The organism is Archangium lansingense, from assembly GCF_026626635.1.
Lineage (GTDB): Bacteria > Myxococcota > Myxococcia > Myxococcales > Myxococcaceae > Archangium > Archangium lansingense.
Genome location: NZ_JAPNKA010000001.1, coordinates 2,449,251 through 2,473,302, shown reverse-complemented (window position 1 = coordinate 2,473,302; position 24,052 = coordinate 2,449,251). Strand labels below are relative to the sequence as shown.

Annotated in this window: 20 protein-coding genes; 7 read left to right on the top strand and 13 right to left on the bottom strand. The window is 68.4% G+C overall.

Annotated elements, in window-relative coordinates:
- Positions 1 to 48: 48 nt before the first annotated feature.
- On the top strand, positions 49 to 3,750 hold the full coding sequence (locus OV287_RS09870; RefSeq protein WP_506344834.1) for an nSTAND1 domain-containing NTPase: 3,702 nt from the start codon (positions 49 to 51) through the stop codon (positions 3,748 to 3,750).
- Positions 3,751 to 4,286: 536 nt separating this feature from the next.
- Entirely contained in the window at positions 4,287 to 4,859 is a 573-nt protein-coding gene (locus OV287_RS09865) for a hypothetical protein (RefSeq protein WP_267533750.1), read from the top strand.
- A gap of 39 nt (positions 4,860 to 4,898) precedes the next feature.
- On the opposite strand, the gene OV287_RS09860 is transcribed toward OV287_RS09865, so the two are convergent.
- Genes OV287_RS09860 through speD form a run of 6 tightly spaced genes read right to left on the bottom strand, consistent with a single transcriptional unit; the run spans position 4,899 to position 10,722 of the window.
- Positions 4,899 to 6,533 carry an FAD-dependent oxidoreductase gene (locus OV287_RS09860; protein WP_267533749.1) on the bottom strand — a complete coding sequence of 545 codons (1,635 nt, stop codon included), beginning with the start codon at positions 6,531 to 6,533 and terminating at the stop codon, positions 4,899 to 4,901.
- Positions 6,524 to 8,020, bottom strand: coding sequence for a polyamine aminopropyltransferase (locus OV287_RS09855; RefSeq protein ID WP_267533748.1), 1,497 nt, complete (start codon positions 8,018 to 8,020; stop codon positions 6,524 to 6,526). Before OV287_RS09855 ends, OV287_RS09860 begins: the two co-directional genes overlap by 10 nt.
- Before the next feature lie 25 nt (positions 8,021 to 8,045).
- Positions 8,046 to 8,273 (bottom strand): DUF350 domain-containing protein, encoded by a 228-nt coding sequence (locus OV287_RS09850; protein WP_043402496.1) that lies wholly within the window; start codon positions 8,271 to 8,273, stop codon positions 8,046 to 8,048.
- A 5-nt stretch (positions 8,274 to 8,278) separates the two neighbouring features.
- Positions 8,279 to 8,428, bottom strand: a complete 150-nt coding sequence (locus tag OV287_RS09845; protein WP_267533747.1) for a hypothetical protein — start codon at positions 8,426 to 8,428, stop codon at positions 8,279 to 8,281.
- Positions 8,429 to 8,440: 12 nt separating this feature from the next.
- On the bottom strand, positions 8,441 to 10,339 hold the full coding sequence (locus tag OV287_RS09840; protein ID WP_267533746.1) for a DUF4178 domain-containing protein: 1,899 nt from the start codon (positions 10,337 to 10,339) through the stop codon (positions 8,441 to 8,443).
- The gene (gene speD, locus OV287_RS09835; protein WP_267533745.1) at positions 10,336 to 10,722 is read right to left on the bottom strand and encodes an adenosylmethionine decarboxylase; all 387 of its coding nucleotides are present in this window, start codon (positions 10,720 to 10,722) and stop codon (positions 10,336 to 10,338) included. Before speD ends, OV287_RS09840 begins: the two co-directional genes overlap by 4 nt.
- Positions 10,723 to 10,785: 63 nt before the next feature.
- Here speD and OV287_RS09830 point away from each other — a divergent pair, with 63 nt between their 5' ends.
- On the top strand, positions 10,786 to 11,802 hold the full coding sequence (locus OV287_RS09830) for an alpha/beta fold hydrolase (RefSeq protein WP_267533744.1): 1,017 nt from the start codon (positions 10,786 to 10,788) through the stop codon (positions 11,800 to 11,802).
- Positions 11,803 to 11,805: 3 nt separating this feature from the next.
- On the opposite strand, the gene OV287_RS09825 is transcribed toward OV287_RS09830, so the two are convergent.
- Positions 11,806 to 14,991 (bottom strand): lipase/acyltransferase domain-containing protein, encoded by a 3,186-nt coding sequence (locus tag OV287_RS09825; RefSeq protein ID WP_267533743.1) that lies wholly within the window; start codon positions 14,989 to 14,991, stop codon positions 11,806 to 11,808.
- Positions 14,992 to 15,220: 229 nt separating this feature from the next.
- Here OV287_RS09825 and OV287_RS09820 point away from each other — a divergent pair, with 229 nt between their 5' ends.
- Genes OV287_RS09820 through OV287_RS09810 form a run of 3 tightly spaced genes read left to right on the top strand, consistent with a single transcriptional unit; the run spans position 15,221 to position 17,211 of the window.
- Positions 15,221 to 16,021 (top strand): peptidylprolyl isomerase, encoded by an 801-nt coding sequence (locus OV287_RS09820; protein WP_267533742.1) that lies wholly within the window; start codon positions 15,221 to 15,223, stop codon positions 16,019 to 16,021.
- Between the two features lie 11 nt (positions 16,022 to 16,032).
- On the top strand, positions 16,033 to 16,767 hold the full coding sequence (locus tag OV287_RS09815) for an alpha/beta hydrolase (RefSeq protein WP_267533741.1): 735 nt from the start codon (positions 16,033 to 16,035) through the stop codon (positions 16,765 to 16,767).
- 30 nt (positions 16,768 to 16,797) lie between these two features.
- Complete coding sequence (locus OV287_RS09810) at positions 16,798 to 17,211, top strand: secondary thiamine-phosphate synthase enzyme YjbQ (RefSeq protein WP_267533740.1); 414 nt, start codon at positions 16,798 to 16,800, stop codon at positions 17,209 to 17,211.
- A gap of 18 nt (positions 17,212 to 17,229) precedes the next feature.
- Here the strand turns inward: OV287_RS09810 and OV287_RS09805 are convergent, their stop codons facing one another.
- Genes OV287_RS09805 through OV287_RS09795 form a run of 3 tightly spaced genes read right to left on the bottom strand, consistent with a single transcriptional unit; the run spans position 17,230 to position 20,404 of the window.
- Positions 17,230 to 18,567 carry a sigma-54-dependent transcriptional regulator gene (locus OV287_RS09805; protein WP_267533739.1) on the bottom strand — a complete coding sequence of 446 codons (1,338 nt, stop codon included), beginning with the start codon at positions 18,565 to 18,567 and terminating at the stop codon, positions 17,230 to 17,232.
- On the bottom strand, positions 18,564 to 19,958 hold the full coding sequence (locus tag OV287_RS09800) for a sensor histidine kinase (protein WP_267533738.1): 1,395 nt from the start codon (positions 19,956 to 19,958) through the stop codon (positions 18,564 to 18,566). The genes OV287_RS09805 and OV287_RS09800 overlap by 4 nt, the downstream gene beginning before the upstream one ends.
- The gene (locus OV287_RS09795; protein ID WP_267533737.1) at positions 19,955 to 20,404 is read right to left on the bottom strand and encodes a hypothetical protein; all 450 of its coding nucleotides are present in this window, start codon (positions 20,402 to 20,404) and stop codon (positions 19,955 to 19,957) included. Before OV287_RS09795 ends, OV287_RS09800 begins: the two co-directional genes overlap by 4 nt.
- Positions 20,405 to 20,690: 286 nt before the next feature.
- On the opposite strand from OV287_RS09795, the gene OV287_RS09790 reads away from it, so the two are divergent.
- Positions 20,691 to 20,927 (top strand): hypothetical protein, encoded by a 237-nt coding sequence (locus tag OV287_RS09790; RefSeq protein WP_267533736.1) that lies wholly within the window; start codon positions 20,691 to 20,693, stop codon positions 20,925 to 20,927.
- A 90-nt stretch (positions 20,928 to 21,017) separates the two neighbouring features.
- Here the strand turns inward: OV287_RS09790 and OV287_RS09785 are convergent, their stop codons facing one another.
- The 3 genes from OV287_RS09785 to OV287_RS09775 form a co-directional block, all read right to left on the bottom strand.
- On the bottom strand, positions 21,018 to 21,746 hold the full coding sequence (locus OV287_RS09785) for an ABC transporter ATP-binding protein (RefSeq protein WP_267533735.1): 729 nt from the start codon (positions 21,744 to 21,746) through the stop codon (positions 21,018 to 21,020).
- 12 nt (positions 21,747 to 21,758) lie between these two features.
- Entirely contained in the window at positions 21,759 to 23,183 is a 1,425-nt protein-coding gene (locus OV287_RS09780) for a hypothetical protein (RefSeq protein ID WP_267533734.1), read from the bottom strand.
- A gap of 106 nt (positions 23,184 to 23,289) precedes the next feature.
- On the bottom strand, positions 23,290 to 24,015 hold the full coding sequence (locus OV287_RS09775; protein ID WP_267533733.1) for an outer membrane lipoprotein-sorting protein: 726 nt from the start codon (positions 24,013 to 24,015) through the stop codon (positions 23,290 to 23,292).
- Between the last annotated feature and the right edge of the window lie 37 nt (positions 24,016 to 24,052).

Here is a 24,052-nt window from a genome sequence, read left to right as displayed (position 1 = left end):
GACTGCGTCGACGCAGAGGAGCCGGGGACCGACTGGAAGCCGCCCGACGTGTTCGACGAGTTCCGCATCGTGTGCGAGCTCGGTCGCGGCGGCATGGGTGTTGTCTATCTGGCATACGACACCACGCTGGAGCGGCATGTAGCGGTGAAGTTCATCGCTTCCAGTCAGCCCGGGCCCCAGCTCCGTGCGTTCTTCGAGACCGAGGCCCGCGCACTCGCCCGGCTGCAGCACCCGAACGTCGTCAACGTGTTCCGCGTCGGTGAGGTCAGCGGGCACCCCTATATCGTCTCCGAGTACGTCTCTGGCCCGAGCCTTGCTCAGCTCTCACTGCCGGTGCCATGGCGCCGGGTCCTGTCGCTCGGCGCCGGCCTTGCCCGGGGGCTCGCGGCGGCGCATCGCCAGGAAGTGCTCCACCGAGACATCAAGCCTTCCAACGCCCGCCTCACCGAGGACGGCGAAGTGAAGCTGCTCGACTTCGGTCTGGCCGAGCGCGTTGAACCCGGTGCGGCCTCGCCATCGTCCAGCACGCGCTTCATCGTCGGCACGCGGCCCTTCATGGCACCCGAACTCCTAGAGGGAATTCCAGCCTCACCCCAAAGCGACCTCTATGCCTTGGGCGTCGTCCTCCACGAGCTGTGGACGGGCGAGCTGCCGCGGCGCCCATCCCATGGGCCAGAGGCGGGGGCTCCGAGGGCTGGAGAAGACTCGGAGATCGATCCGGACTTTGCTGGGATCATCGCGAGGTGCCTCGCGCCCCACCCGCTCGATCGCTTCGCCTCGGCCGAGGCGCTCTGCGAAGCCCTCGAACGCCTCGAGCGGCTCCTCACCCCCGTTCCCCTGGTTGCCGACAATCCCTACCGCGGCCTGGCGCCCTTCGAGGCCGAGCACCGGGCACTCTTCTTCGGCCGCGATGCGGACATCAACACCGTGCTCGGACGTCTCCGGCACCGGCCGCTCGTCCTCGTCGCCGGGGACTCGGGTGTCGGCAAGTCCTCGCTGTGCCGCGCCGGCGTGTTGCCGCGGGTGGACGCGGGGATGCTGGGCGGAGCGCGTGAGCCCATCACGGCCACGCTGTGGCCCGGCCGCCGCCCGCTGGAGGCCCTGGCCGCCGCGCTCGCGCCTGTCCTGGGCCGGAAGGAGGCCGAGCTCGTCACCGCGCTCGCGGACACGCCGGACTGGCTCGGACGGGCGCTGCGCGAGGCACACCAGCAAGGGCGTGGACTGCTCCTCTTCGTCGACCAGCTCGAGGAGCTCATCACCCTCGCCGAGCCAGTCCAGGCGGCGCACTTCGCCCGCCTCCTCGGCGAGCTCGCCCTGCCGTCGCAGACGGTGCGCGTGCTTCTGACGGTACGCGGCGACTTCCTGACACGCCTGTGCGCGTTGCCCGGCCTGGGCGACGAGGCCGAGCGAGCGCTCTACATCCTTCGCCCCATGCCCCCCGATGGGGTGCGTGAGGCCATCGTCGATCCCGCGCGCAGCCGTGGCGTGGTCTTCGAATCCGCGGAGCTCATCCAGACGCTCGTCGAGTCCACATCGCACGGCGTGGGCAGCCTTCCCCTGCTCCAGTTCGCGCTCGCGGAGCTGTGGGAGCGGCGCAACCCAGCACAAGGCCGCATCACCCGGGCGGCGCTCGAGGAGATGGGCGGCGTGGCCGGAGCGCTGTCGCGGCACGCGGATGGGGTGCTCGCGCGCTTGAGTCCCGACGAGCGCGGGGCGGCACGGCGCCTCCTACTCCAGCTTGTGACGGGAGAGGGCACACGCATCGAGCGCGCTGAGGAGGAGCTCGTCGAGCCCTCGGACGAAGCCTCCCGTGCCGCCCTTCGCGCACTCGTCGAAGGCCGGCTCTTGCACACGCGCACCACCAGCGGCCAGGCGCGCTGTGAGATTGCCCACGACTCGCTCATCGAGAGCTGGGGCACGCTGCGGGATTGGCTGGACGACGACACCGGACATCGCGCGGTGCGTAAGCGGCTCGAGGCGGCGAGCGCCGAGTGGGAACGCCTGCGGCGAACCCGAGAGGCCCTCTGGGGGCAGCGTCAGCTCGACGAGGCGCGTCCTCTCGAGCCCTCCTCCCTGGGTCCGCGCGAGCGTGCCTTTCTCCTCGCCTCCCGCCGCGCCGTGGCACGCCAGCGTTGGGGCCGCTGGCTCGCCGTGCTCGTTGTCGCACTCACCATCGCAGCCTCCTATGGAGGTCTTCGCCTGCAGACGTACTTCGCGGATGCGCGCTTCGTCGAGGCCCAGCTCGTCTCGGCGCGGGAAGCGCTCGCCACGGCCCGTGCTCTCGCCCAGCGAGCCAGCACACGCCGAGAGGAGGCGCTGGTGCTGTTCGACGGTCGGCCTTCTCCGTCCGTTGGCCCCGCGACCTTTCCAACCCCGTATGACCGCAGGAATGCCGCTGAGCGGCAATGGACCGAGGCGCTCGCCCTGAAAGATCAGGCCGATGCGGAATATGCCCGCGCGAACCAGTTCCTGGAGAAGGCCCTCGATCGCTCTCGCGGCCACGTGACCACGCGCCGGCTCATCGCGGAGGTCACCTATGACCGGGTCCTCCTCGCCGAGCGCTTCCACCAGCGACGCGAACGCGACGCCTGGGCGAAACACCTGGAGCAGGTGACCGATACCTCGAAGGAGGGGGCGGAATGGCGCCAACGGCTCCAGGCCCCGGCCGAGCTGGAGATCGTGACGGATCCTCCCGGCGCGCGCGTCGAGCTCGAGCGCTACGTCGACCTCCAGGGGAGGCGACACCTCCAGCCCGTTCCGAACGTGGGTCCCCTGAGCCCGACGCCCATCTCCCACCTGCGTCTGCCCGAGGGTTCCTATCGCCTCCACGTCACGTATCCGGGCCGCGTACCCGTGATATTGCCTGTGCTCCTCACGAACGGCGCCCGCGAACAGGTCCGCCTCGTGCTCCCCACCTCAGTGCCCACCGGCTATGTCTACATTCCACCGAGCTGCTTCCTCCTGGGCAGCGCGGATCCGGAGGAGCTGCGGCTCTTCTTGAACAGCTCGCCGCTTCACCAGTTCTGTCTCAACGAGGGATACCTGATTGGGAAACGGGAGGTGACGTTCGGCGACTGGATGACCTACCTCAACACGCTGCCCCTGGATGCACCCGCGAGACGGCTGCTCGAGCAACCTCGCTTCGGCACCTCCGGGGCCATCGCGCTGCGGTGGCAACCCGGTGAGGGGTGGATCTTCTCCTTCTACCGCTCGCGCGAGGACATGACCTCAGCGAAGGAAGGGGAGCCCTTTCACTATACGGGGCGGACGCGGCGCAGCACGGCTGACTGGCGCAAGTTTCCCCTGTCCGGCCTCTCCTCAAAGGACCTGGAGCCCTACTTCTATTGGCTCGACCACTCGGGGCGCCTGCCGGGAGCGCGCCTGTGCAATCAGAACGAGTGGGAGTACGCCGCCCGTGGCGCCGACGGCCGCCGCTACCCTCACGGCGAACAGATACAGCCCGACGACGCCAACGTCGACGAGACGTATGGCCGGCAGCCCACGGCCTTTGGGCCCGACGAGGTCGGCTCTCGCCCGGCCTCGGCGAGCCCCTTCGGAGTGGAAGACATGGCTGGAAATGCCTTCGAGCTCACACGTTCGCCGACAGAGGAGTTCGGGCGCATCGTCCTCCGGGGGGGAGGCTGGTACTTCGAGGCCGCCCTCGCGACCACGTCGAACATCTGCGCGGGAGATCCAACGGCGCGTGATGCGGCAATAGGCGTGCGCGTCTGTGCTTCATTCTCTCCGTGAGGGAGTGATGCTGCGCAGAGGAGCGTCGCTCCCCAATGCGATGAAGGGGGCCCAGTGGTGGGGATGGGGACGGGACTCGCGCATTCTGACGCATCACATGCACTGGTACTGGCCAGTGCCGCCGGGAGCCGCGGTGTAGCCGTTGGCCAGGGCCGATACGTCCACGACACGCGAGCAGGAGCAAGGGTAGGCGCCTTCCACCAGCGTACTCCCAGACGTTCGTGACCAGATATGGGATGGCCTACGCCAGGGGCCGCACCGCACCGCACGCAAAGCCTTGCGCCCCTTCGCGTCCCGCGATCCCGCGTATGCACCCCACAACGTCCTACAGGATACAGGGCCCCACCCGGCGGCCGCATGGCACGAGCCCTACGCGGTTTCCATGTTGCTCCCGCGCCTGACGGCGTCCGCGCAAACGCTCATGGTCGCATGGCCAACGCCGCACGTGGTTTGGGGCGCAGCTCCACCGCTACCCAAGGAGAAGACAGATGTGCACTTCCAGGCGGAGTTCGAATCCTGGCTCTCGTTGGCGCGCCTTGCTCCTCCTGCTGGCCGCTGTCGCTCCCTATCAGGCCTTCGCGCGCGCACCGGCCGAAGCGACGGGGGGCTCGTCCGTGGAGTCGAGCGCGGACAGCACGCCCGCATGGCCACGCATCGGAGGTCACCTGGGACTCGCCATCCCCATCGTGAAGTTCACCACCGATGGCACCACGGCGATTGGAGCAGACTTCCTCCAGGTCGGCCTCGCGCCCGGCATCACCCTCAAACTGGATGAGCACTGGGCCATTGATTTCGAGACTGTCGCCTACACGACCTGGCAGTTCGCGCAGGGAACAACTCCGGCAAAGGCCAGCACAGCCGTCGTCGTGGATCCCGGCGTCATCTATAGCTTCGGCTCCCTCGCGACCGGCCTCCGCGCCGCCGTGCAGATCGGCGAACAGGTCCCCTTCAACGTGGGGTTGATTCCTCTCGTGAACTGGGGCCTCTTCCCCTTGGGAAAGCTCAAGTGGTTCATCGAGTTGGATCTGCCGGTCTTCGTTCTCGGACAGCCCGGAGCAAACACCTCGGTGAGCTTCTCGCCGCAAATCCACACCGGTGTGAGCTTCTGAAGCTCACCCCAGGCGACGCAAGCCCTCCGCGAGCTCACCTCAGAGCCAGCTCGAGTCCGCGCGGCCCAGGCCCTTCAGTGCCTTCTCGGCCGCCTTCACGCCAAACCAGTTGGCCTCCTCGAAGAGGGCCATGCCGCCCAGGTCCGAGTGCGCGAAGTGCAGCGACTCTCCCAGGCTCTCCTGCGCCGCGAAGCGCGCCGGACCCCAGAGGAAGCCGGGCGTGGGCCGCACCATGGCATGCCCCCAGCGCATCACCTCCAGGCGCCGGGCCTGCTCGGCGATGCCCGGGTGCGCGGGCAGCATGTCTGCCATGACCAATCCCTCCCACTCGGCATAGCCGGCGGAGAGCACCTTCTGACGCTCAGCCTTCACATCCAGCCCGGCCATGGGCAGGTACCAGGTGAGCACCGTAGGTCCGCGCTCATCCATGCGCAGCGCCTGGTGCGTGGCCACCACGTAGCCCAGGCTGCGGCTCTCATAGAAGACGTTGTCCCAGGCCAAGGGGAAGCCGTGCGACTCCGGCATCTCCGAGAGCGTCAGGTTCGCCACCACCCACGGCCCGTACTGGAAGGCCCCCAGCCACTCGGGGCGCTTCTCCCGCCACGGGGCCACCACGTGCGCCGCCACGAAGTGCGGGCAGGCCAGCACCACCTGGCGCGCCCTGTACGCCCGGGGCTTGCCCGTCACCGCCTCCACCGCGTCCACCCGGCAGCCGCCCTCCACGGGCTCCACCGAGTGCACCAGCACATCCCGCTCCACCTGTCCCGGCGCCAGTGAGGACAGGAGCTGTTTCACCAGCCGCCCGTTGCCCTCGGGCCAGCTCAGGAAGCCCTCGCTGCGCTCCCCCTTCCCGTCCTGCCGCGCGGCGAAGTACCAGATGCCCGCCCATGCCGACACGCCCTCGGCCGTGGTGCCGTAGTCATCCCGGCACGCGTAGTCCACCAGCCAGCGCAGCCGCGGCGAGCGGAAGCCCTCCGCCTCCATCCACCGCGCCATCGTTACCTTGTCGAGCGCCGTCCACTCGGCGTCGTCGCTGGAGAGCGCCGTAGGCACCGCGAAGGCCTTGCGCCCCTTCGCATCTCGCGCCGCCGCGAAGGCGTTCATCCTCGCCTCGAAGCGCTCCAGCTCCGCCAGCTCCGCCGGGCTCGCCCCCGCGCGCAGGTAGAGGCCCTCGTACCAGTCGCCCTTGTAGAAGAGGCGCTCCTCGGGCTCGCGGATGAGCAGCTCCTCCTCGTAGGCGGGGTAGCCCTGCGCGTCCACGCCCGTCACCGCGCCCATCTCACGCAGCAGCCGCATCACCGGCCCGGAGTCCACCAGCGGGGCCGGCAGGTAGTGCGCGCCCCACGGGTACGCGGACACCTCGTTGCGCCCCGAGCGGGACGTGCCTCCCGGCTCCGACTCCAGCTCCACCACCCGCACGTCCTTCACGCCCGCGGCCGCCAGCCGCCACGCCGCGCTCAGACCCGCCATGCCCGCGCCCACCACCAGCACGTCCACCGCCTGGGCCTCCGCCGCGCGCGGCAACGCTCCGCCCCGCAGCTTGTGCCCCACGTCCACCGCCCGGTCCACGATGGCCCCAGGCACTGGCGCGCGCGGGCGCTCCCTCCGGCATGCACTGGCCGCCACCGCCGAGCCGAGGAACGCGGCAACGAGCTCCCGCCGCGTCAGTTCCACCGCCGCCACTCCTCCTCGTAGTAGTGGACGAGCACCTGGTTGTTCAGCCGATTCACTTCCGCCGGTATCGGGCTCATGTCCATGGGGAACTGGAAGAGGCCCTCGTGCGTTCCCTCGGAGAGGAAGCGCAGCCCCTCGGGCAGAGGGCGGCGCGGCGGCGTGGGCTCATGGGCCACCAGCACATAGCCCCACTCGCCGAAGGAGGGCACCAGCGCGTGGTAGGGCTGCGTCCAGAAGCCCGCCGCCTTCAGCGTGGTGTCGATGCACCAGAAGGAGCGCCGGGCGAAGAGGGGCGAGGTGCTCTGGATGACGGCCACCCCGTCTGGCGCCAGCCGCCGCTTGAGCAGCTTGTAGAAGCCCGTGGTGTACAGCTTGCCCAGCGAGAAGTTGTTGGGGTCCGGGAAGTCCACCACGATGACGTCCCAGGTCTCCATCTTCTCCCGGAGGTACTCCATCGCGTCCGTGTTGATGACGTGCATGCGCGGATCCGCCAGCGCGTGCGCGTTGAGCTCGGCCAGCTCCTCGTAGCGCGTGGCGAGCCCCGTCATCGCCGGATCCAGGTCCACCAGGGTGACGTTCTTCACCTCGGGGTACTTGAGGATCTCCCGCGCCGCGAGCCCGTCTCCACCGCCGAGCACCAACACCCGCTCCACCTTGCCCGCGCGCACCAAGGCCGGGTGCACCAGGGCCTCGTGGTAGCGGTACTCGTCCAGGCTGGAGAACTGCAGGTTGCCGTTGAGGTACAGCGAGAAGCCCCGCCTGCCGCGCGTCAGCACGATGCGCTGGTAGGGCGAGCTCGAGGCGTGCACCACGTCATCCGCGTAGAGGTGCTCCTCGGAGAAGTTCGTCAGCCGGTCCCCCAGCACGAGCCCCACCACCAGGAAGAGGCTGAGCGCTACGGCCTTCACCCGCAGCCGCAGGGGGTTGGCCAGCACCGGCGCCAATAGCCACGTGCTCCACAGGCCCACCAACGCGTTGAGCAGCCCAAAGAGCAGCGAGGTGCGCACCAACCCCAGCTTGGGCACGAAGAGCAGCGGGAAGGTGATGCTCGCCGCCAGCGCCCCCAAGTAGTCGAATGTCAGCACCTGGCTGACCAGGTCCTTGAACTTGAGCTGGTCCTTGAGGATGCGCAGCAGCAGGGGAATCTCCAGCCCCACCAGCGTGCCGATGACCAGCACGGTGCCGTACAGCGCCACCCGGAAGACATCCGTGAGGGCGAAGGTGAGGAAGAGCAGCGGCGCGCATAGGCCGCCCACCAGAGCCACCCCCAGCTCTATCTCCACGAAGCGCTGAGGGACCCCGCGCTCGATGAAGCGCGAGAGCCAGCTGCCAATGCCCATGGCGAACAGGTAGCTGCCAATCACCGTGGAGAACTGGGTGATGGAGTCGCCGAGGAGGTAGCTCGCCAGCGCACCGGCGATGAGCTCATAGATGAGCCCACACGTGGCGATGACGAGGACGGTGAAGAAGAGGAGCGTCTTGTTCAAAGCGGGTACTGCCTGCCGCGGGGCGTCAGCCCGAAATGGCCGCGGCCACGATGATGGCCAGGCCGAGAATGAAGGAGCCCATCACAAGACCGAGCGCCGTGTTCTGGTCGACCTCGATTTCCTTGTGCACGTCGAAGGGCATGATGAGCCGGAAGACGAACAGGCCCGCGACGAAGACCGCCAGACCCACCAGCGAGTACACGAGGCTCGCCAGCAGGTTGTCCAGGCTCACCACCACTGACAGGACACCCAGGAACATCACTTCCCTCCCATGAAACCGCCGGTCCAGGTTCGCACGCCGCTGCCACGTACCACCGCCTGGCCACGCTGCGAACGGGTGAAGGGCTCACAGCCCGAAAATGCCACCACGGCATAGAGGATGACGATGACTCCACCGATGTACTTCATGGACACCCTCTCTCAATCATCCGAGCTGGAACCCAGGTTGCTCTCCGCCCAGCGCGCCGACTCGAAGCTGGAGGAGCGGAAAAAGGCCAGAGCCGGCGCAATGAGCAGCAGCACCAGCGCGCTGCAGAACCAGGAGCCACGCGGCGTGTCGCTCACGAGCGTCACGGTGTAGCTCCTCCCCTGCGCCCGGCCATCGAAGAACGCCGTGGTGCGCAGCACGTAGCGCCCCGGGGCCACCGCGGACAAGTACTCCGTCTCCGTCTGGTTGCCCTCGCTCCACGAGCCGTCCGAGTCGCTGCCGGAGTAGTAGCTCACCTCGTCGTAGAAGCTGACGGCCTCGCCCGTCTGCTCGTTGACCAGGTCTCCCTGGACACCGAGCCAGGCGTTGTTCACCGGCGCCACCACCATGGCCTGCACGTTGCCCCGCTTGCGAATCTCGAAGGGCTCGCTGAAGTGCATGGCCGAGGGCGAGCCGGACTGTGCGTCCGAATCCAGCACCACCTGCTGCGTCAGCACCGTCCGGTTGTCGGCCCGCACGTTGGCGAAGAGGAAGACGAGCAGCAGCGCCGTCGCCCAGATGCCCGTCCACTTCCAGGTGCCCGCGCTCGAGTGCGGGTTGGGCTGGCTGGGCGCGATGCCATGGGGCTCCGGCAGGGGCTCCGTGAGCTTGAAGGCCTCCTTGATGACATGGGGCGCCAGGTACTCGCCGAACGTGTACGTCACCTCGTTGTCGGTGCGGTCCACGTTCACCGAGAACGGCGGCGCCACGTACTCCTCGGCCTCCGCGGTCTCACCCGCCTCGACCTCCCAGTAGAACTCGCCGAGCACCGTCTCGGTGACGGCCGTCACACTCTGGAAGGCGCGGTAGCGCTTGCTGTCCAGGTGCGCGGCAACGCCAGGGGCCACCGCCACATCACCCGCGGCCAGCGGCTCGAGCACCACCCAGTGCCCGTTGGACTGCATCAGCCAGAGGAAGCCTTGCTGCCGGTTGAAGAGGAGGTACTCCTCCCACGGGTAGCGGACGCCCTCCACCGTGCACGAGCGCACCAGGAAGCCGATGCACACCCACTCGGCGTCCCGCAGCGTGCCCTTGGCGCCCAGGGGAATCAGAGGCGCATGGTCCGGCTTCTCCAAAAGCTGGAGGAAGGCCAGCTTGCCTCGGCTCGCGTCCAGGAGCGCGCCGCAGTAAGGGCAGGCCACGCGCTTGGTGCGGTCCGGAGCACGCAGCTCCAGCGAGCCGTTGCAGTTGGTGCAGCGCGCCTGCTGCAGGGCGACCTTCTTTACCTTCGGCCGGAGCTGGTCCGGGGAGATGCCCAGCTCCGTGAGCTTCAGCTTCTTGCCGACGTAGACCTCGGGGTCGGTCGTCCCAGTGCCGAAGTCCAGCGTGACGAAGACGCCGCGAGCGCCCGTGGCATCCACGTAGCGGCTGTCCGCGGTGGGGTCTACGTCGCTGGGGAGCTGGCCTGCCGCGGCCACCACATGGCCATGTCCAAGCTCCTCCACCACCAGCCGGTGGCCCTGCAAGGTGAAGCGGTGGCCGGGCGCGAAGTCGTCGATCGACAGACCCTGCTCGGAGCCGGAGGCAATCAGCAGGTGGAAGGCGCCCTCGGACTCGGAGAGCCAGCCGGTGCGCCCGTCGTCGAACTCGACGTACCACTCGTCCCAGGGCCCCGCGCCGTGGTCCTTCTGCAGGTGGCCCACGATCCGGTAGGCGTCGCGGCCGATGCGGCCGTCGGCGTTGAGCTGGAGGGGCGAGTCGGTGTCGACGATGGCGCCAATCTTCCCGTGCGCCTCGAGGTAGTTGCCCTGCCTGGCCACCACCGTCTGACAGTGGCCACACACCACCACCAGCGCGGTGCCGGCGGAGAACTCGACCGGAGCTCCACACGAAGGACAGTTGCCCTGCGTCACGCCTCCACCCCCCGGGGCAGCTCACGGACGCGGCAGGAGGCCGCGCCCAGGTGCCGCGCCAGCAGCGCCTCGAAGTCCGGGCACTGGCGGGTGCGGCAGCAGTAGACATTGAGCGCGGCGAAGCCGTGCTCGGGGAAGGTATGGATGGCCAGGTGGCTCTCCGCCAGCAGCGTGAGGCCGGTGATGCCGCCCGGCTCCGGGAACACGTGCCACTGCGGCTGGCCTACCACCTTCAGCTCCAGCAGCACGATGAGCTCCTCGAACAGGGCCGCGAGCGCAGCCGCGTCCTTCAGGCGCTCCGGCGGGCACCCGCACACATCCACCAGCCATTCCTGTCCGGTCGTCAGTGTCCTTCCTCCCCTTCGAGCCCCACCTTCTACCATGAGCCCCTCCCTTGTGTGTGCTGGAGAACGGACGGGCCCGGCCCTGGTACTCTTCGGGTCAGCATGTCGCAGAAGGACCTCGTTCCCCGCTCCCCTCCTCCCCCCCTTCTCGAGGGGGAGCGCCCCACCCCCAACACCCTCCGGACACCCGCTACGGGCCCGGTGGCCAGGCTATTGCGCTCGCTGCGCGAACTGCCCGAGGCGGTGCGAGAGCCCGGCCCTGGCAGCACGGGGCTGGCCGGGTGGTTCAAGGCGGAGACACCGCCGCCTACAGACATCACCGCCCGCTTCCGCGAGGTGCACCAGCGGGTGCGCGAGGGCGAGCCGGTGCTGCCGGACGAGGCCCGGCGCCACCTCTACCTGCTGGTGAAGGGGATGCTGGGGGACGAGATGCCCGGCTACCTGGAGGACAACCAGGCACGGCTGGAGAAGCGGGGGCTGGAGACGCGAGAGGTGGCGGTGGACACCGAAGGGCGGCTCCTGGACAACGTGAAGGTGGTGCGCGAGGCGCTGCTGGACGCCCTCCACTTCGGCCGTACGGTGGTGCTGGTGGGACACAGCAAGGGGGGCGTGGAGGCCCTGAGCACGTTGGCGCTCTATCCGGAGTTGCGCCAGCAGGTTCGCGCGGTGGTGACACTGCAGTCGCCGTTCGGCGGCTCGGTCATCGCCAATGACCTGGTGACGACGCCCTCGCTGCGGCGGATGCTGGACATGACGTTCCCCTCGCTGTTCCAGGGGGACGCGGGCTCGGTGGAGGACCTGTCGTACGCGCGGCGGATGGAGTTCGTGCGCCAGCACCCGCACCCGGTGGACATCCCCACGGTGTCACTGGCGACGTCGCGGCTGTCGAGGCGCTCGCTGCTGCGGCCACTGTGTGCCTACGTGCACGAGCGCTACGGGTGGGCGTGCGACGGGCTGGTGAACGCGGTGGACGCGGAGGTGCCGGGTTCGCGCGTGGTGCGGTTGGACGACATGGACCACGCCGAAGGGGCCCTCACGGGCCTGCCCGGCTTCTCCAACTACTTCCCGAGCGACATCACCGAGACGATGGTCGCCCTCGCGCTCGAGTCGCAGCCCTGAGGCTCACGCCGCGGCTGTGCGAGCCGCGGAGACGGCCTGTTGCGGCAGCCGCGCCATCACATCCCCCACGAAGACGTAGGCGAGATACGTGGGGGACGTGTGCGCCTCGCGCTCGCGCAGGGCCCGAAGCGCCTCGCCCACAGTGAGGCCATTCTCCCAAAGGTCGGCCACCAGTGCCTTCACCACGCTGCGGGCGTGTGCATCCTGCACGGGCCAGAGCGGTGCGAGGAAGCCGGAGAAACGCTCGCTCACGAAGGCCTCAGCCCACCCGCCCACACTGCCGAGCACGTCGGTGGCGGCCCCCACCTCGCAGGCATTGAAGAGCACGAGTGGCCGGGACCTGCGTCCGAGCGACACCGTGGGGTTGCGCACATCGAGGGTGCGCAGCACCCCATCCTCCAGGTGGATGTGGGAAGGCGTCACTGGATCCCCGCTGTACTTCCCGTGTCCGGCGAAGTGCAGCAGGCCCACGCTGTTGAAGTGGCCCTCCTTCAGCACGCTCAGCACACGCTTGCGGCTGCCGGGCACGCGGATGGCACTGAAGCTATCGGTGAGCAACTGTGCCTCCTTCTGTGCCTCGGGCAGGGGCGCCAGATGCGGGTGGTACTGGTAGTCCGGGGCGATGGTGAGGATGTCTCCCTTCGACAACCGGGACGTGAGCGACGTCTGGTAGTCGAGGAACCAGCGCGCCACCGCGTGCTCCACGCACAGCAGCCCCGCCCCCTGCCCGTCCGTGGTGGTCATCAGCTCCCACGGGATATGCGGATCATCGGTGATGAACTGGATGGGGAAACCCTTGCCGTACTGCTGGCGAAGGGCGCGAAACGTCTCCCGGAAGGCCGCGGGTGTCCGCTGGTAGAGCAACTGCCCGAGCCCCAGGAACCAGTCGTAATGCTCAGGGGCCTTCTGCTCGCGGGCGGCATTGGCCACGCTCTGGAAGAAAGCGGCCGGGTCCGAGCCCAGGTCCATCTCGCCGGAGAGCCGGGACGGCAGCCCCTCGCAGTCCACGGGCACCTCGAGCATCCAGTACAGCCGGCGCGGGTTGCCCCGCTCCAGGCGGTGGATCTGCACCGTCAGGTGGGGATTCTGGGCATCGGCCTCGATGGCGAACGAGCTATGTCCCTTGCCATCCTGCTGCTTGCTCTCGGAGGACGGCTCCGTGGACGCCGAGGAGAAGGACGGACCGGGCATGCCAGCCTCACCCGGCTCGATCGGGATGGTCCGGCGGGCAGCCCCGCAGAAGCGCCCGCCGTACTCGAAGGTCGCCACGACGGTGAGCTCACCGGAGGCGTTCGGATTGACGGTGCCCGAGAGCATGGCGGCAATCGACTTCTTGTTGCGCCGCACCATCACCACACCCGTATCCGAATCGGGCTCGAACGCCATCTCCGAGCAGAGCAGGCGCACCTTGATGGGCAACTCCTTCCAGTCGGGAGCCAGCTTGGAGAGGGTGAGGCCCGCGGACTCCGTGTCCGCATCCAGGTTCTTCAGCAGCAGATCCACGGACAGACCGAGGAGTTGCCCCGGACGCGCGGCCCCGAGTGGCTTCAACGAGGGATGACGGACGATGGTCTGCCCCTCGTCCTGCGCCTCGGGAACGGGCACGTTCTTCGGCACCGAACTGTCATCCCGGTTCACCGGCTCCGGCTCCGGGCGCACCCAGAAGTCCAGGTCCGGCAGGAAGTCCTGCAGCGAGGCATCACTGTTCCGCGACAGCGCGTCCGACGAGGGCGCCGGAGCCAGACGGCGGCGAGCGGGGCGCGCGGACGGCTCACCCGGCTGTCCCTTGCTCAGCTCGCTCTCACCGGGGAAGACGGCGAAGACGTTGGCCACGGGGACGACCTCGGGGCCGCCCTTGACGACCACGCGATACACCCCCGGAGACAGGGGCTTGAACGTCCCCTCGTGCAGACCGTCCTCCCCGCGTAAGAGCACCACCTCGGAGGACTGGTTCGTCTCCACGTTCACCGCCCAGGCCTTCAGCGAGACGGGCTCCTCCGAGGGGCGCACGCGCACGGTGACGGGCTCGTCGTGCGCATAGGCATCGTCGAGGTGCAGCGAGAGGCTCCGGGGCGCCTCGCGGAACTCACTGAAGTTGATCTGCTGACTGGTGAGCACGCCCTCCACGTGGGCGAGCACCTCGAAGGCGTTCTGCAGCGAGGCGTGCGACGTGGGGCTGTACATGGCGCGCGAGTGGTCCCGCTCCTCCACCGGCAGGGCGGACACGCGCGGCACGGTGCCGTCACCCATCATGTCCCGGCCATCGGGCAGGGTGTAGAGCATCTCCAGCCCCGAGGTCCCGAGCCGCGCGCCCTGCAACGTGGGCTGGAAGGTGCCCACCACGGGGTGGAGGAGGTAACCGCGCTCGAGGTACTCGGAGTCCTTGGAGTTGGACTCCACGGCGCTCTGAATCTCCCGCTGGAAGGCGAGACCCTCCGCGGCCTTGGCTGGATCCAAGAGGGCAATGCCCTGGGCCTCGCCCGGACGAACGACGCGGCCGTCAGGCATCTGCACGCACGGGTAGGTGGGCAGAAGCTGGTAGGCCGAGGGCATGGAGCGCACCAGCGCGGACAGATCGAAGAGCTTCACCGGCCCGAGGTCCTTGCGGAATCCCAGCGCGAGCGCCTGCATCGCCATGAAGGAGCCGCGGTGGGGCGTGCCGAAGGTGATGAGGGCGCGGGTGTGCTTCCAGCCGCCGAGGCACTCGAGGAAGTAGCGCGCGACGATGCCGCCCATGGAGTGGGCCACGAGGATGAGGCGCGAGTCCGCCGAGCCGCCATTCGAGTTGCGCCACTTGTAGAGCCAGCCCTCGGCCTCGTAGGCGAACCGCTTCGCGGTGATGCGGATGTCGCGCCGCCAGTCGTAGGGGAAGGTGAAGAAGTTGGCGCCGGGAATGAGGTTGAGCCGGCTCTCCAGCGTCCGGGCCACCTGGGTGTAGCCATCCACCTTCCAGAAGCCGGGCAGCAGCTGGGTGTCCGGCAGGAGCTTCGTGGCGCGCACACCATCGTCCGCGAACTCGCCCCCGCTGTCGGACTTCAGGGCGAGCGATTCCACGCTGCCACCGAAGCTCGTCAGCGCACGCAGGAGGGCTCCGCTGGAGAGCCCCCAGAGCTCCTTGTTGCCCCGCTCCAGCACGCTGCCGAGAAGGCCTGGCAGCAGAACGACGACATCCTTGGCGACGGCGGACATTGCATCCTCCAGAGAGGGACACCCACTCCCAGGCCCCTACGGGCGGGCTCCAGGAGAACTGACGATAGCGGGGATTCTACGGTTCCACGCCAACGAGCCGGATCATGCGGACGGTACGGGACTGAACGCTCGGGACGCACGTGAGCGGTTCTGAACAACGGTTCAGAGGACCGAATTCCCCCATGGCTCGGGTTGCGAGCATCCGTTCGCTCTGTAGGATGCCCGCCCCATGCGCAACCGACTCCTGAAGACCGGACTCCTGCTTCTCGCTCTGACTGCCTGCTCCAAGGACAAGGAAAAGCAGGCCGAGGGCACTCCTCCCACGGGCTCGACGCCCCCGACGGCCCAGCAGACGCCTCCGGCCACGACGCCCCCGCCCGCGACGCCTCCTCCGGCGGACACGCAGGCGGCCCCCGAGCCCAAGGTCCACGGCTCCAGCCCGGCTCCCCGCACGCGGCCTCCCGCGGAGGACCCGGGGCCTTGGCAGAAGAAGGCGCTGCAGGGCCAGGAACTGTTCGCCACGATGGAGACGAACCAGGGCAACATCGTGCTGAGGCTCTTCTCGAAGGACGCGCCGCTCACGGTGGCGAACTTCGTGGGACTGGCCACCGGTGAGCAGACGTGGACGCACCCGCAGACGGATGAGGTGAAGAAGAACACGCCGCTGTACAAGAACGTCATCTTCCACCGCGTCATCCCCAACTTCATGATCCAGGGTGGAGACCCGCTGGGAGTGGGGATGGGTACGCCGGGCTACAGCTTCGAGGACGAGGTCAACAACGGCCGGACGTTCGACAAGGTGGGCCTGCTGGCGATGGCCAACCGGGGACCGGCGACGAACGGGAGCCAGTTCTTCATCACGACGGCGCTGACGGATCATCTGAACGGCAAGCACACCATCTTCGGTGAGGTGGTGAAGGGCTACGACGTGGTGGAGCGCATCTCGCAGGTGCCCACCGCCGAGCGCGCCAAGCCGGCGAAGGACGTGGTGATCAAGAAGGTGACCATCAGCGACGAGCAGCCGAAGTAATGAGCCAAGCGATGCGACGTGTGAGCACGCGCCTGGGCGAGCTGGACTGCCAGGTGGTGGATGCGGTGCCCGAAGGAGCGAGCCCGGAGCTGGCGGTGGTGCTGTGCCACGGCTTCGGGGCGCCCGCGACGGACCTGGTGCCCCTGGCGATGGAGCTGGTGGACCTGAAGCCGGAGCTGGGGCCGAAGGTGCGGTTCGTGTTCCCGGCGGCGCCGATCTCGCTGTCCGCGCTGGGGATGCCTCATGCGCGGGCCTGGTTCAACCTGCCCCAGGAGGTGCTGATGGGGCAGGAGCGCGACTGGGACAAGTTCGCGGGCTCGACCCCGGACGGGCTGGTGCAGGCGAGACGCGGGTTGATGAGCCTGCTGTCCGCGCTGTCGGCGGCGACAAAGCTGCCCTATGGGCGGATCGCCCTGGGAGGTTTCAGCCAGGGAGGGATGATCACCACGGACGTAGCGCTGCGGTTGGAGGAGGCACCAGCGGGGTTGTGCATCCTGTCGGGAACGCTGATCAGCCAGGACGAGTGGAAACAGCGCGCAACGAAGCGCACGGGCCTACCGGTGCTGCAGAGCCATGGACGCTTCGACACCGTCCTGGCGTATGGCCAGGCGGAGCGGCTGCGAGACCTGCTGACGGACGCGGGGCTGCCGGTGGAGTTCATTCCCTTCAACGGACCGCACACGATTGCGCCGGAAGTGCTGGAGCGGATGGCGGAGTTCCTGCACAAGCGGCTCGTGAACCGCTGAACCAATGCCCCGGACCCGAGGAGGCGAGCCATGTATCGCGCGAAGGAACTGACGGTGGCGACGCGGGGCCGGGGCTTCTACGACATCACGAGTGACGTGCAGCGCGCGGTGGAGGAGATCGGTGCACGGGAAGGGCTGTGCACCATCTTCATGCACCACACGAGCGCCTCGCTGCTGCTGTGCGAGAACGCGGATCCAGACGTGAGGAAGGACCTGGAGTCCTTCTTCTCGCGGCTGGTGAAGGACGGGGACCCGCTGTTCCGCCACGACGCGGAGGGCCCTGACGACATGCCGGCGCACGTGCGAACGGTGCTGACGCAGAACTCGCTGAGCGTGCCGGTGAAGAACGGAGAAGCGAACCTGGGAACGTGGCAGGGCCTCTACGTCTGGGAGCACCGGACCTCCCCCCACCACCGCCGTATCACCGTCTCCGTGGTGAGCTGAACCCTACATCCCCTCGCCCTACTCCACCGGCTCCTGGGCCTCGAGCAGCTTGTAGAGCGTCTTGCGGTCCACGCCGAGCATCCGGGCGGCCTCGCTCTTGTTCCCGCCCACATGCTGGAGCACATGGGCCGCGTACCGCCGTGACAGCTCGGCCAGACTGGGCATGTCTCCGGCCAGACCACTGAGCTTCTTGGGCGCATCACCAATCGGCTCGGGAAAGTCCTGGGGACCCAGCACACCGGTGACATTGAGCGCGAGCGCCCGGGCCACCACGTTCTCCAACTGCCGCACGTTGCCGGGCCAGTCATACGCGGTGAGCCGCGTCATCACCTCGGCCGTCACCACGGGCGCCGCGCCTCCCCGGGCATGCAGGGCGGCGAAGTGCTCCACCAGAGCGGGGATGTCCTCGCGCCGCTCGCGCAGAGGCGGCAGGTGCAGGTGCACCACATCCAGCCGGTACAGCAGATCCTCGCGGAACAACCCCTCGGCCACCCGCTCCTTCAGGTCCTTGTTCGTCGCGGCCACCACCCGGACGTCCACCTTCACCGGCGCGCTCTCTCCAACGCGGCGAATCTCCCCCTCCTGCAGCGCGCGCAGCAGCTGCGCCTGCACCTTGGGGCCCACGTCACCAATCTCGTCGAGGAACAGCGTGCCACCGTGGGCCTCTTCAAAGAGGCCGCGCCGGGCGCCCGAGGCCCCGGTGAACGAGCCGCGCGCATGGCCGAACAGCTCGCTCTCCATGAGGGACTCGGCGATGGCGCCACAGTCGACGGGAATAAATGCCCCACCCGAGCGCGGCGAGCGCCGGTGCAGCGCGCGGGCCACCATCTCCTTGCCCGTGCCCGTCTCGCCCGTAATCAGCACCGGCACCGACGTGGCCGCCGCCCGGGCCACCTGCTTGTAGACCTCCAACAGCGCCGGGCTACGCCCCACCATGGAGCCGCGCTCCACCTGCTTGCGCAGCGAGCGGTTCTCCTCCACCAACCGCTTCTGCTCCAGCGCCCGCTTCGCCACGCGCACGATGGCGTCTACGTCGAAAGGCTTGGCGAGGTAGTCGAAGGCCCCCTGCTGGATGCTGTCCAGCGCGCCCTCGATGTTGCCAAAGGCCGTCACCACGATGACGGGCGTGTCCGGAAGCTGCGCGCGCACCTCATGCAGCACGGTGAGCCCATCCCCCGCGTTGGGCATGGCCATGTCGGTGAGCACCAGGTCGAACGGCCCCTCCTCGGTGAGCCGCGTGCTGGCCTCCTTCGGGTGCGAGGCCTGGAACACCTCGCCCAGCATGCCAAGCAGGCGCTTGAGCAAGTCCCGCGCGTGGGGATCATCATCGACGACGAGGATACGGGCGGGACTCATGTACCGACTCCGCGGACAGGGGGCACGGCCTCGGCCGCGAGGGGAAAGCGGACCGTCACCCGGGTACCCGAGCCCGGCTCGGAGCGCACCAACAAAACGCCGCCGTGGGCATCCACCAGCCGCTTCGTGGTGGCCAGGCCGAGCCCATGGCCGGGAATCCCCCGGGTCTCCGGGCCTCGGAAGAAGGGCTGGAAGAGCTTCGCCTGCGTCTCCGAGCTCATGCCGGCGCCGTTGTCGACCACCTCCAACACCGCCTCGTTGCCCTCACGCACCACCTTCACGGAGACGCGCGCTTCGGGCCGGCCCGCCGTGTACTTCACGGCATTGGAGAGCAGGTTCTGCGCGATGATCTGTAACAGCTGCGAGGGGCACGACACCTTCACATCGGTCTCCAGCGAGCGCTCCAGCGCCACGCCCTGCGCGGCAGCCGTCTGGCTCACCTCCAGCAACAACGTGCTCACGGCAGTATCCAGCTCGCCTACCGTGGGCTCTCCCCGGGTGCCGGCGCGGCAGAAGCGCAACAGGGCCTCGATGAGCTCGCCCATGCGCACCGCGCTGGACTCGGAGAGCGACACCAGCTCCAGCGCCTGCGCATCCTTCACCGCCCCCGAGCGGCGCAGCAGCGTGAGGTACCCCTTGAGCGGCGACAGCGGCCCCATCAGGTCATGCGCCACGCGCCGGGTGAAGGCGTCCAGCTCCTGGTTGCGCCGGTCCAGCTCCTCCATCTGCGCCTGGATGGTGGCCTCCTGCCGCTCCAGCACCGAGGTGATGCGCCAGCCCACGACCAGCGAGACGAGGACCGCCAGCAACGTCACCACACCGCCGAGTCCGAGGTTGCGCACGCGCAACGAGGCCAGGTGACCCAACAGCATACGGGCCTCGTCCGCGTTCTCCCGCGCGAGCTGCCCCGCCAGTCCATCAATCTCCTCGGCCAGGGGGAGCACCTGCTCTACCAGGTGGTGCCGGGCCTGCTCGGCCTCCTGGCGACGGGAGAAGACCGCCGCGGCACGCACCTGCTCGGCCAGCCGGGTGCAGGCCATGTTGAAGCGGTGCCACACCACCAGCGTGTCGTCGCGGGGCAGATCTCGCGTGTACTCCTGGGTGGCCTCGCGGATGTCCGCGAGGATGTCCTCCATCACCTCGTCCGCGGCCTTGCGCTGGGGCTCATCGGTGGCACGGATGTGGGCCTCGATGGCGGACTCCAGCGAGAGCGCATCCACCCGGATGCGCCCGATGAGGCCGGCACGGTCCAGCGCCTCCTGGACACGCTCGGCCACCTGACGGCTGGTGCGCACCTCCGTCCAGAGCGTGAAGGCGGCCACCGCCGACAGCAACATCACCGCGAACAGGAAGCCGACGCGGTAACCACGAATGGACGTGGGAGAACTCACGGACTACCGGCGGGCATCGGCGGAGACGGAGCCTGCACGGGCTCCTGCGAAGGCTGAGGCTGGCTGCGCCGCCGGGCCCGGGAAAGCGCCGCCTGGTACCACACGTCCTCCAACTCCTCTTGCAGCGCCGTCAGCTCTCGCTGCCGGGACACCAGCTGCGCGTTGTGCTCGACCAACGAGTGCCGCACCGCCGCCGCCCGGCCCAGCTCGTCCTCCAAGAGGAGGGTGAGCTGCGCGGACTCGGCACGCTCCTGGGCTGCCACCTCGAGCGCACTCTCCGCTTCGGCGAGCCTTACCGCGAGTGCTTCCGCACGTTCACGCTCCTCCTGATACCACCGCTGCCAACGCTCCACCTCCACCGACATTTGGGGCTGAGAGGATACCCGCGGGGTCGCGCATCCCACTCCCAACCCGCTCGCTGCCAACGCGATGAAGAGGTACCGCATGCCTTCGCGCTCCCGTCCTCCAGACACGCGGCATGCGCATCCGGGCTAGACCGGGCTGTACTGTCTCCGGCTGACATAGCCAGCATCCCCAAGACGCGGGGTGTCGTCAAAGACCTCCGGCGCTTTCTTGGGGAGGGTGCCCCCAGGCCGGGCAGGCAGAATGGGGAGAATCTCCGCAACCCCGCGGCCCCTTCCCTCGGGAGAGGTCCTGGCACGCCGAGTGCTCTGTCTCCGTCACGCAACGCCGCAATGAAGCGACGTTCGGTTGCTGATTCGGAGATTCCCCATGAAGAACATCATCGCCGCCATCGCCCTGACCGCCTCCATGTCCGCGTTTGCCTCCGCGCCCGCGAAGGCCGAGACCAAGCCGGCCCCCGCCGCCACGAAGAAGGCCGAGGCCAAGCCGGAGGCCAAGGCCGAGGCTAAGCCGGAGGCCGCCAAGGCCGAGGCCAAGCCGGAGGCCGCCAAGGCCGAGGCCAAGCCGGAGGCCGCCAAGACCGAGACGGCCAAGGACTCCAAGTAGTCCTTCCGCTTCGTCTTGAAGCACAGGTGAGGGCGCCCCCTGCGAAGGGAGGCGCCCTCGCCGTTTCTCAGGCCCCGAGAGGCAAGAGCCTCAGTGCGCTCCAGCGGCCTTCAGGGCTTCGGCCTGGAAATCGCCCGTCACCATCTTCCCGTCCTGGATGTGCAGCGCCCGCCGCGCGTGCCTCACCACCCGCGGATCATGCGTGGAGAAGAGGAACGTCACGCCCTTCTCCCGGTTCAGCCGCAGCATCAGGTCGAGGATCTGCTCGCTCGTCGCTGAGTCCAGGTTCGCCGTGGGCTCGTCCGCCAGCACCAGCCGAGGCTCGGTGATGAGGGCCCGAGCGATGGCCACGCGCTGGCGCTGGCCGCCCGAGAGCTCGTCCGGCTTGTGGTGCAGGTAGGGCTCGAGGCCCACCGCCGCGGCCAGGGCCACCACCCGCTGGCGCAGCGCGGCCTTGCCCTCGCTCTCCTTGCGCACCATGCACGGGAACTCGATGTTCTCCGCCACGTTCAACACGGGGATGAGGTTGAAGCTCTGGAAGATGAAGCCGATCTTCCGGTTGCGCACGTCGGCGAGCATGTCGAAGTCCCGGTCCCCCACCTCCTCGCCGTCCAGCTTGTAGGAGCCGCTCGTCGCCCGGTCCAGGCACCCGATGATGTTGAGCAGCGTCGTCTTGCCGCTGCCCGAGGGCCCCGTCACCACGGTGAACTCGCCGGCGGAGACCTCCAGGTCCACGCCGCGCAGCGCGCTCACCTTCGTCTTGCCCAGGAGGTAGTCCTTGGTGACGGCCTTCAGCTCGAGGAGGTTCTGCGAGGGCATGACACACGTCCTTCAGTAGAAGAGGCGAACCTGGAAGAGGCCGCGGTATTCGAGGGGCATCAGGCTGAGCTCGCTCACGTAGGTGTCGCTCTCCGGCACCCTGACCGCGAGCGAGTCCGGGCCCTGCCAGGGCACGAAGCCGGAGAGCGAGAGCGTCATCCACTCGGTGGCCGCCCAGGAGAGGCTCGGGGAGATGAGGCCCGACAGGTCCTGCAGGCTGGCCATCACCACCACGTTGAAGGTGAAGTCGTCGCGAATCTTCGGCTTCTGGTAGCTGAGGAAGGCGTAGTGCCGCCCGAGCGGCTCGAAGCTGAACTTCTGCGGCAGTCCCGCATCCACGCTTCCACGCGGGTCCACCACCGACGGGTCCAGGCCGAAGTCCTGCGCCACCCGCAGCAGGCCAAGTCCGTTGACGTAGTGCTGGAGCTCGTCCCGCATCAGCCCATCCGCCTGGTACAGGTACTCCACCGAGAGCAGCGACTCGTCGCCGAACATGTAGCGCGTGCCGGCCAGTACCCGCGGGCGGAGCTTCTGCTCGTCCAGGCGCTTCGTGGAGAAGAAGGTTTCGCCCCGGAGCACACAGCCCACCGCCGAGAGCCGGTCCTCCAGGCACTCGCCCACCGGGTAGCGCCGCGCCGCACCGAAGCCCACCAGCCCCTCCACGTGCAGCTCGTAGTCCGTGAAGAAGTAGCGCGAGAAGGAGAAGCCCAGCCGCGTCTTGTCCTCGAAGGCGTCCCCGTACAGGTTGGAGTGGAAGAGCATCAGGTTGACGTCCGCGTCCGCCACCAGCGCGTAGGCGCGCGCCGCCACCAGGTAGTGCAGCTCGTCGTCCTTCTTGTCCCAGCTGGGGTACGCGAGCAGCGCCTGCGGCAACCCGTTCTGCTGCTTCAGCACCGCCGGGCTCGCCAGCAGCGTGAAGGCGTAGTTCTCCAGCGGCACCTCCACCCGCACCATGTACGCCCCGGCCCGCTGGAAGTTCGGGTCCGTCGGGTCCTTCGGCGGGTTGATGAGGTCCGTCGGGTTGAACGCCATCCCCGCGCCCCAGATGACCCGCTTCTTCCCCGCCAACAGGTGCAGCTGGGGCACCACTTCGTGACTCACGTACAGCTCATTGAGCGACAGCAGCGGCTTCGCCGCGCTCGACTCACGCTCCGACACCGAGATCTCGCGCCCCTCCCCGTCCAGACCCCGGTAGCGCCCCGAGGCCTGGAGAAGCAGCGACAGGTCCGCCGCCACGAAGCCCCCAGGACGGTACTCCTGCCGCGGCTGCACGTTCAGCTCTAGCAGTTGCTGCAGCTCCGGCTGCGAGTCCGTCGGCAGCAGCCCCGTGACTCGTGAGCGCTGGTACTGCGTGCGGCTCTCCACGTAACCCGTCACCTCCGCGGCGAGCACGGGGGCGGCGGTCAGGAAGAAGAGGCTCGCGAGTAGGGTGCGCATGGTGGGAACCCTTGGGGCAGATACCCTCACCCCGTCCCTCTCCCAAAGGGAGAGGGGTTGTTGGGCCTGGTGGGGTTGGGGGTCGTGGGACAGGGGGTTGTGGGGGTCAGCGGCCCAGGTCCGCTTGCGTGAAACGCTGGGCCGGCGCTTCCACGTTCAGCTTCATCCCCTTCAGCACCATCTCCGAGCGCCTCGCCTTCACCAGCTCGTTGCGCATCACCACCTTCGCCGGCCTCGTGTAGCCCTTCTCGAACTCCGTGTACTCGGTGAACTCCGCGCTGCGCAGCATCTGCCCGCTCGTCCCGTAGTACTCCCCCTTCACCGGCATCCCATCCTTCTTGCGCAGCCACAGCTTGATGGTGTCGTACGCCGTCTCCGCGCTCTTCGCCTTCAGCTCCAGCGCGTACGTGTCCGACACCTCCGAGGCCACCACCTTCCCCGTGTAGTCCTTCGTGTAGTTCACCCGCATCACGTCCGCGTTGTTGAAGTCGCCTCCCTGGAAGCTGTCGCGGTTCGCAATGCGCGTCGCCCTCTTGAGGTTGGGCAGGTACACCCACATGTTGTCGCCCGAGCGCAGCATCTCCTGCCCCTTCACGCTCGCCGGCCCCTTGAACCAGACGCGGAACTTGTCGTCCTCGCCGCGCAGCATCTTCATCACGTAGGTCCGGCTGCTGCCGTCCTCGCGGTAGGCCGTCATCTCCGACTCGGTCTCGAAGGTGTGTGGCCCCATCACCGCGTCGTACTTCGCCAGCAGCTCCTCGGCGGTGGGCTCCGCGGCCAGGGCCGGTGCCGCCACCAGCAGCGTCATCAGGGCGAGGGTGAAAGCTCTCATCTGCAAGCTCCTTGGAAGGAAGAAGAGGAAACGGGAT

What these genes read in the sequence shown, in the direction of transcription:
- OV287_RS09845 (WP_267533747.1), bottom strand. Translation starts at nt 8,428, where the DNA reads ATGAAGTACATCGGTGGAGTCATCGTCATCCTCTATGCCGTGGTGGCA.
- speD (WP_267533745.1), bottom strand. Translation starts at nt 10,722, where the DNA reads ATGGTAGAAGGTGGGGCTCGAAGGGGAGGAAGGACACTGACGACCGGA.
- OV287_RS09830 (WP_267533744.1), top strand. Translation starts at nt 10,786, where the DNA reads ATGTCGCAGAAGGACCTCGTTCCCCGCTCCCCTCCTCCCCCCCTTCTC.
- OV287_RS09825 (WP_267533743.1), bottom strand. Translation starts at nt 14,991, where the DNA reads ATGTCCGCCGTCGCCAAGGATGTCGTCGTTCTGCTGCCAGGCCTTCTC.
- OV287_RS09820 (WP_267533742.1), top strand. Translation starts at nt 15,221, where the DNA reads ATGCGCAACCGACTCCTGAAGACCGGACTCCTGCTTCTCGCTCTGACT.
- OV287_RS09815 (WP_267533741.1), top strand. Translation starts at nt 16,033, where the DNA reads ATGCGACGTGTGAGCACGCGCCTGGGCGAGCTGGACTGCCAGGTGGTG.
- OV287_RS09810 (WP_267533740.1), top strand. Translation starts at nt 16,798, where the DNA reads ATGTATCGCGCGAAGGAACTGACGGTGGCGACGCGGGGCCGGGGCTTC.
- OV287_RS09805 (WP_267533739.1), bottom strand. Translation starts at nt 18,567, where the DNA reads ATGAGTCCCGCCCGTATCCTCGTCGTCGATGATGATCCCCACGCGCGG.
- OV287_RS09795 (WP_267533737.1), bottom strand. Translation starts at nt 20,404, where the DNA reads ATGCGGTACCTCTTCATCGCGTTGGCAGCGAGCGGGTTGGGAGTGGGA.
- OV287_RS09790 (WP_267533736.1), top strand. Translation starts at nt 20,691, where the DNA reads ATGAAGAACATCATCGCCGCCATCGCCCTGACCGCCTCCATGTCCGCG.
- OV287_RS09785 (WP_267533735.1), bottom strand. Translation starts at nt 21,746, where the DNA reads ATGCCCTCGCAGAACCTCCTCGAGCTGAAGGCCGTCACCAAGGACTAC.
- OV287_RS09780 (WP_267533734.1), bottom strand. Translation starts at nt 23,183, where the DNA reads ATGCGCACCCTACTCGCGAGCCTCTTCTTCCTGACCGCCGCCCCCGTG.
- OV287_RS09775 (WP_267533733.1), bottom strand. Translation starts at nt 24,015, where the DNA reads ATGAGAGCTTTCACCCTCGCCCTGATGACGCTGCTGGTGGCGGCACCG.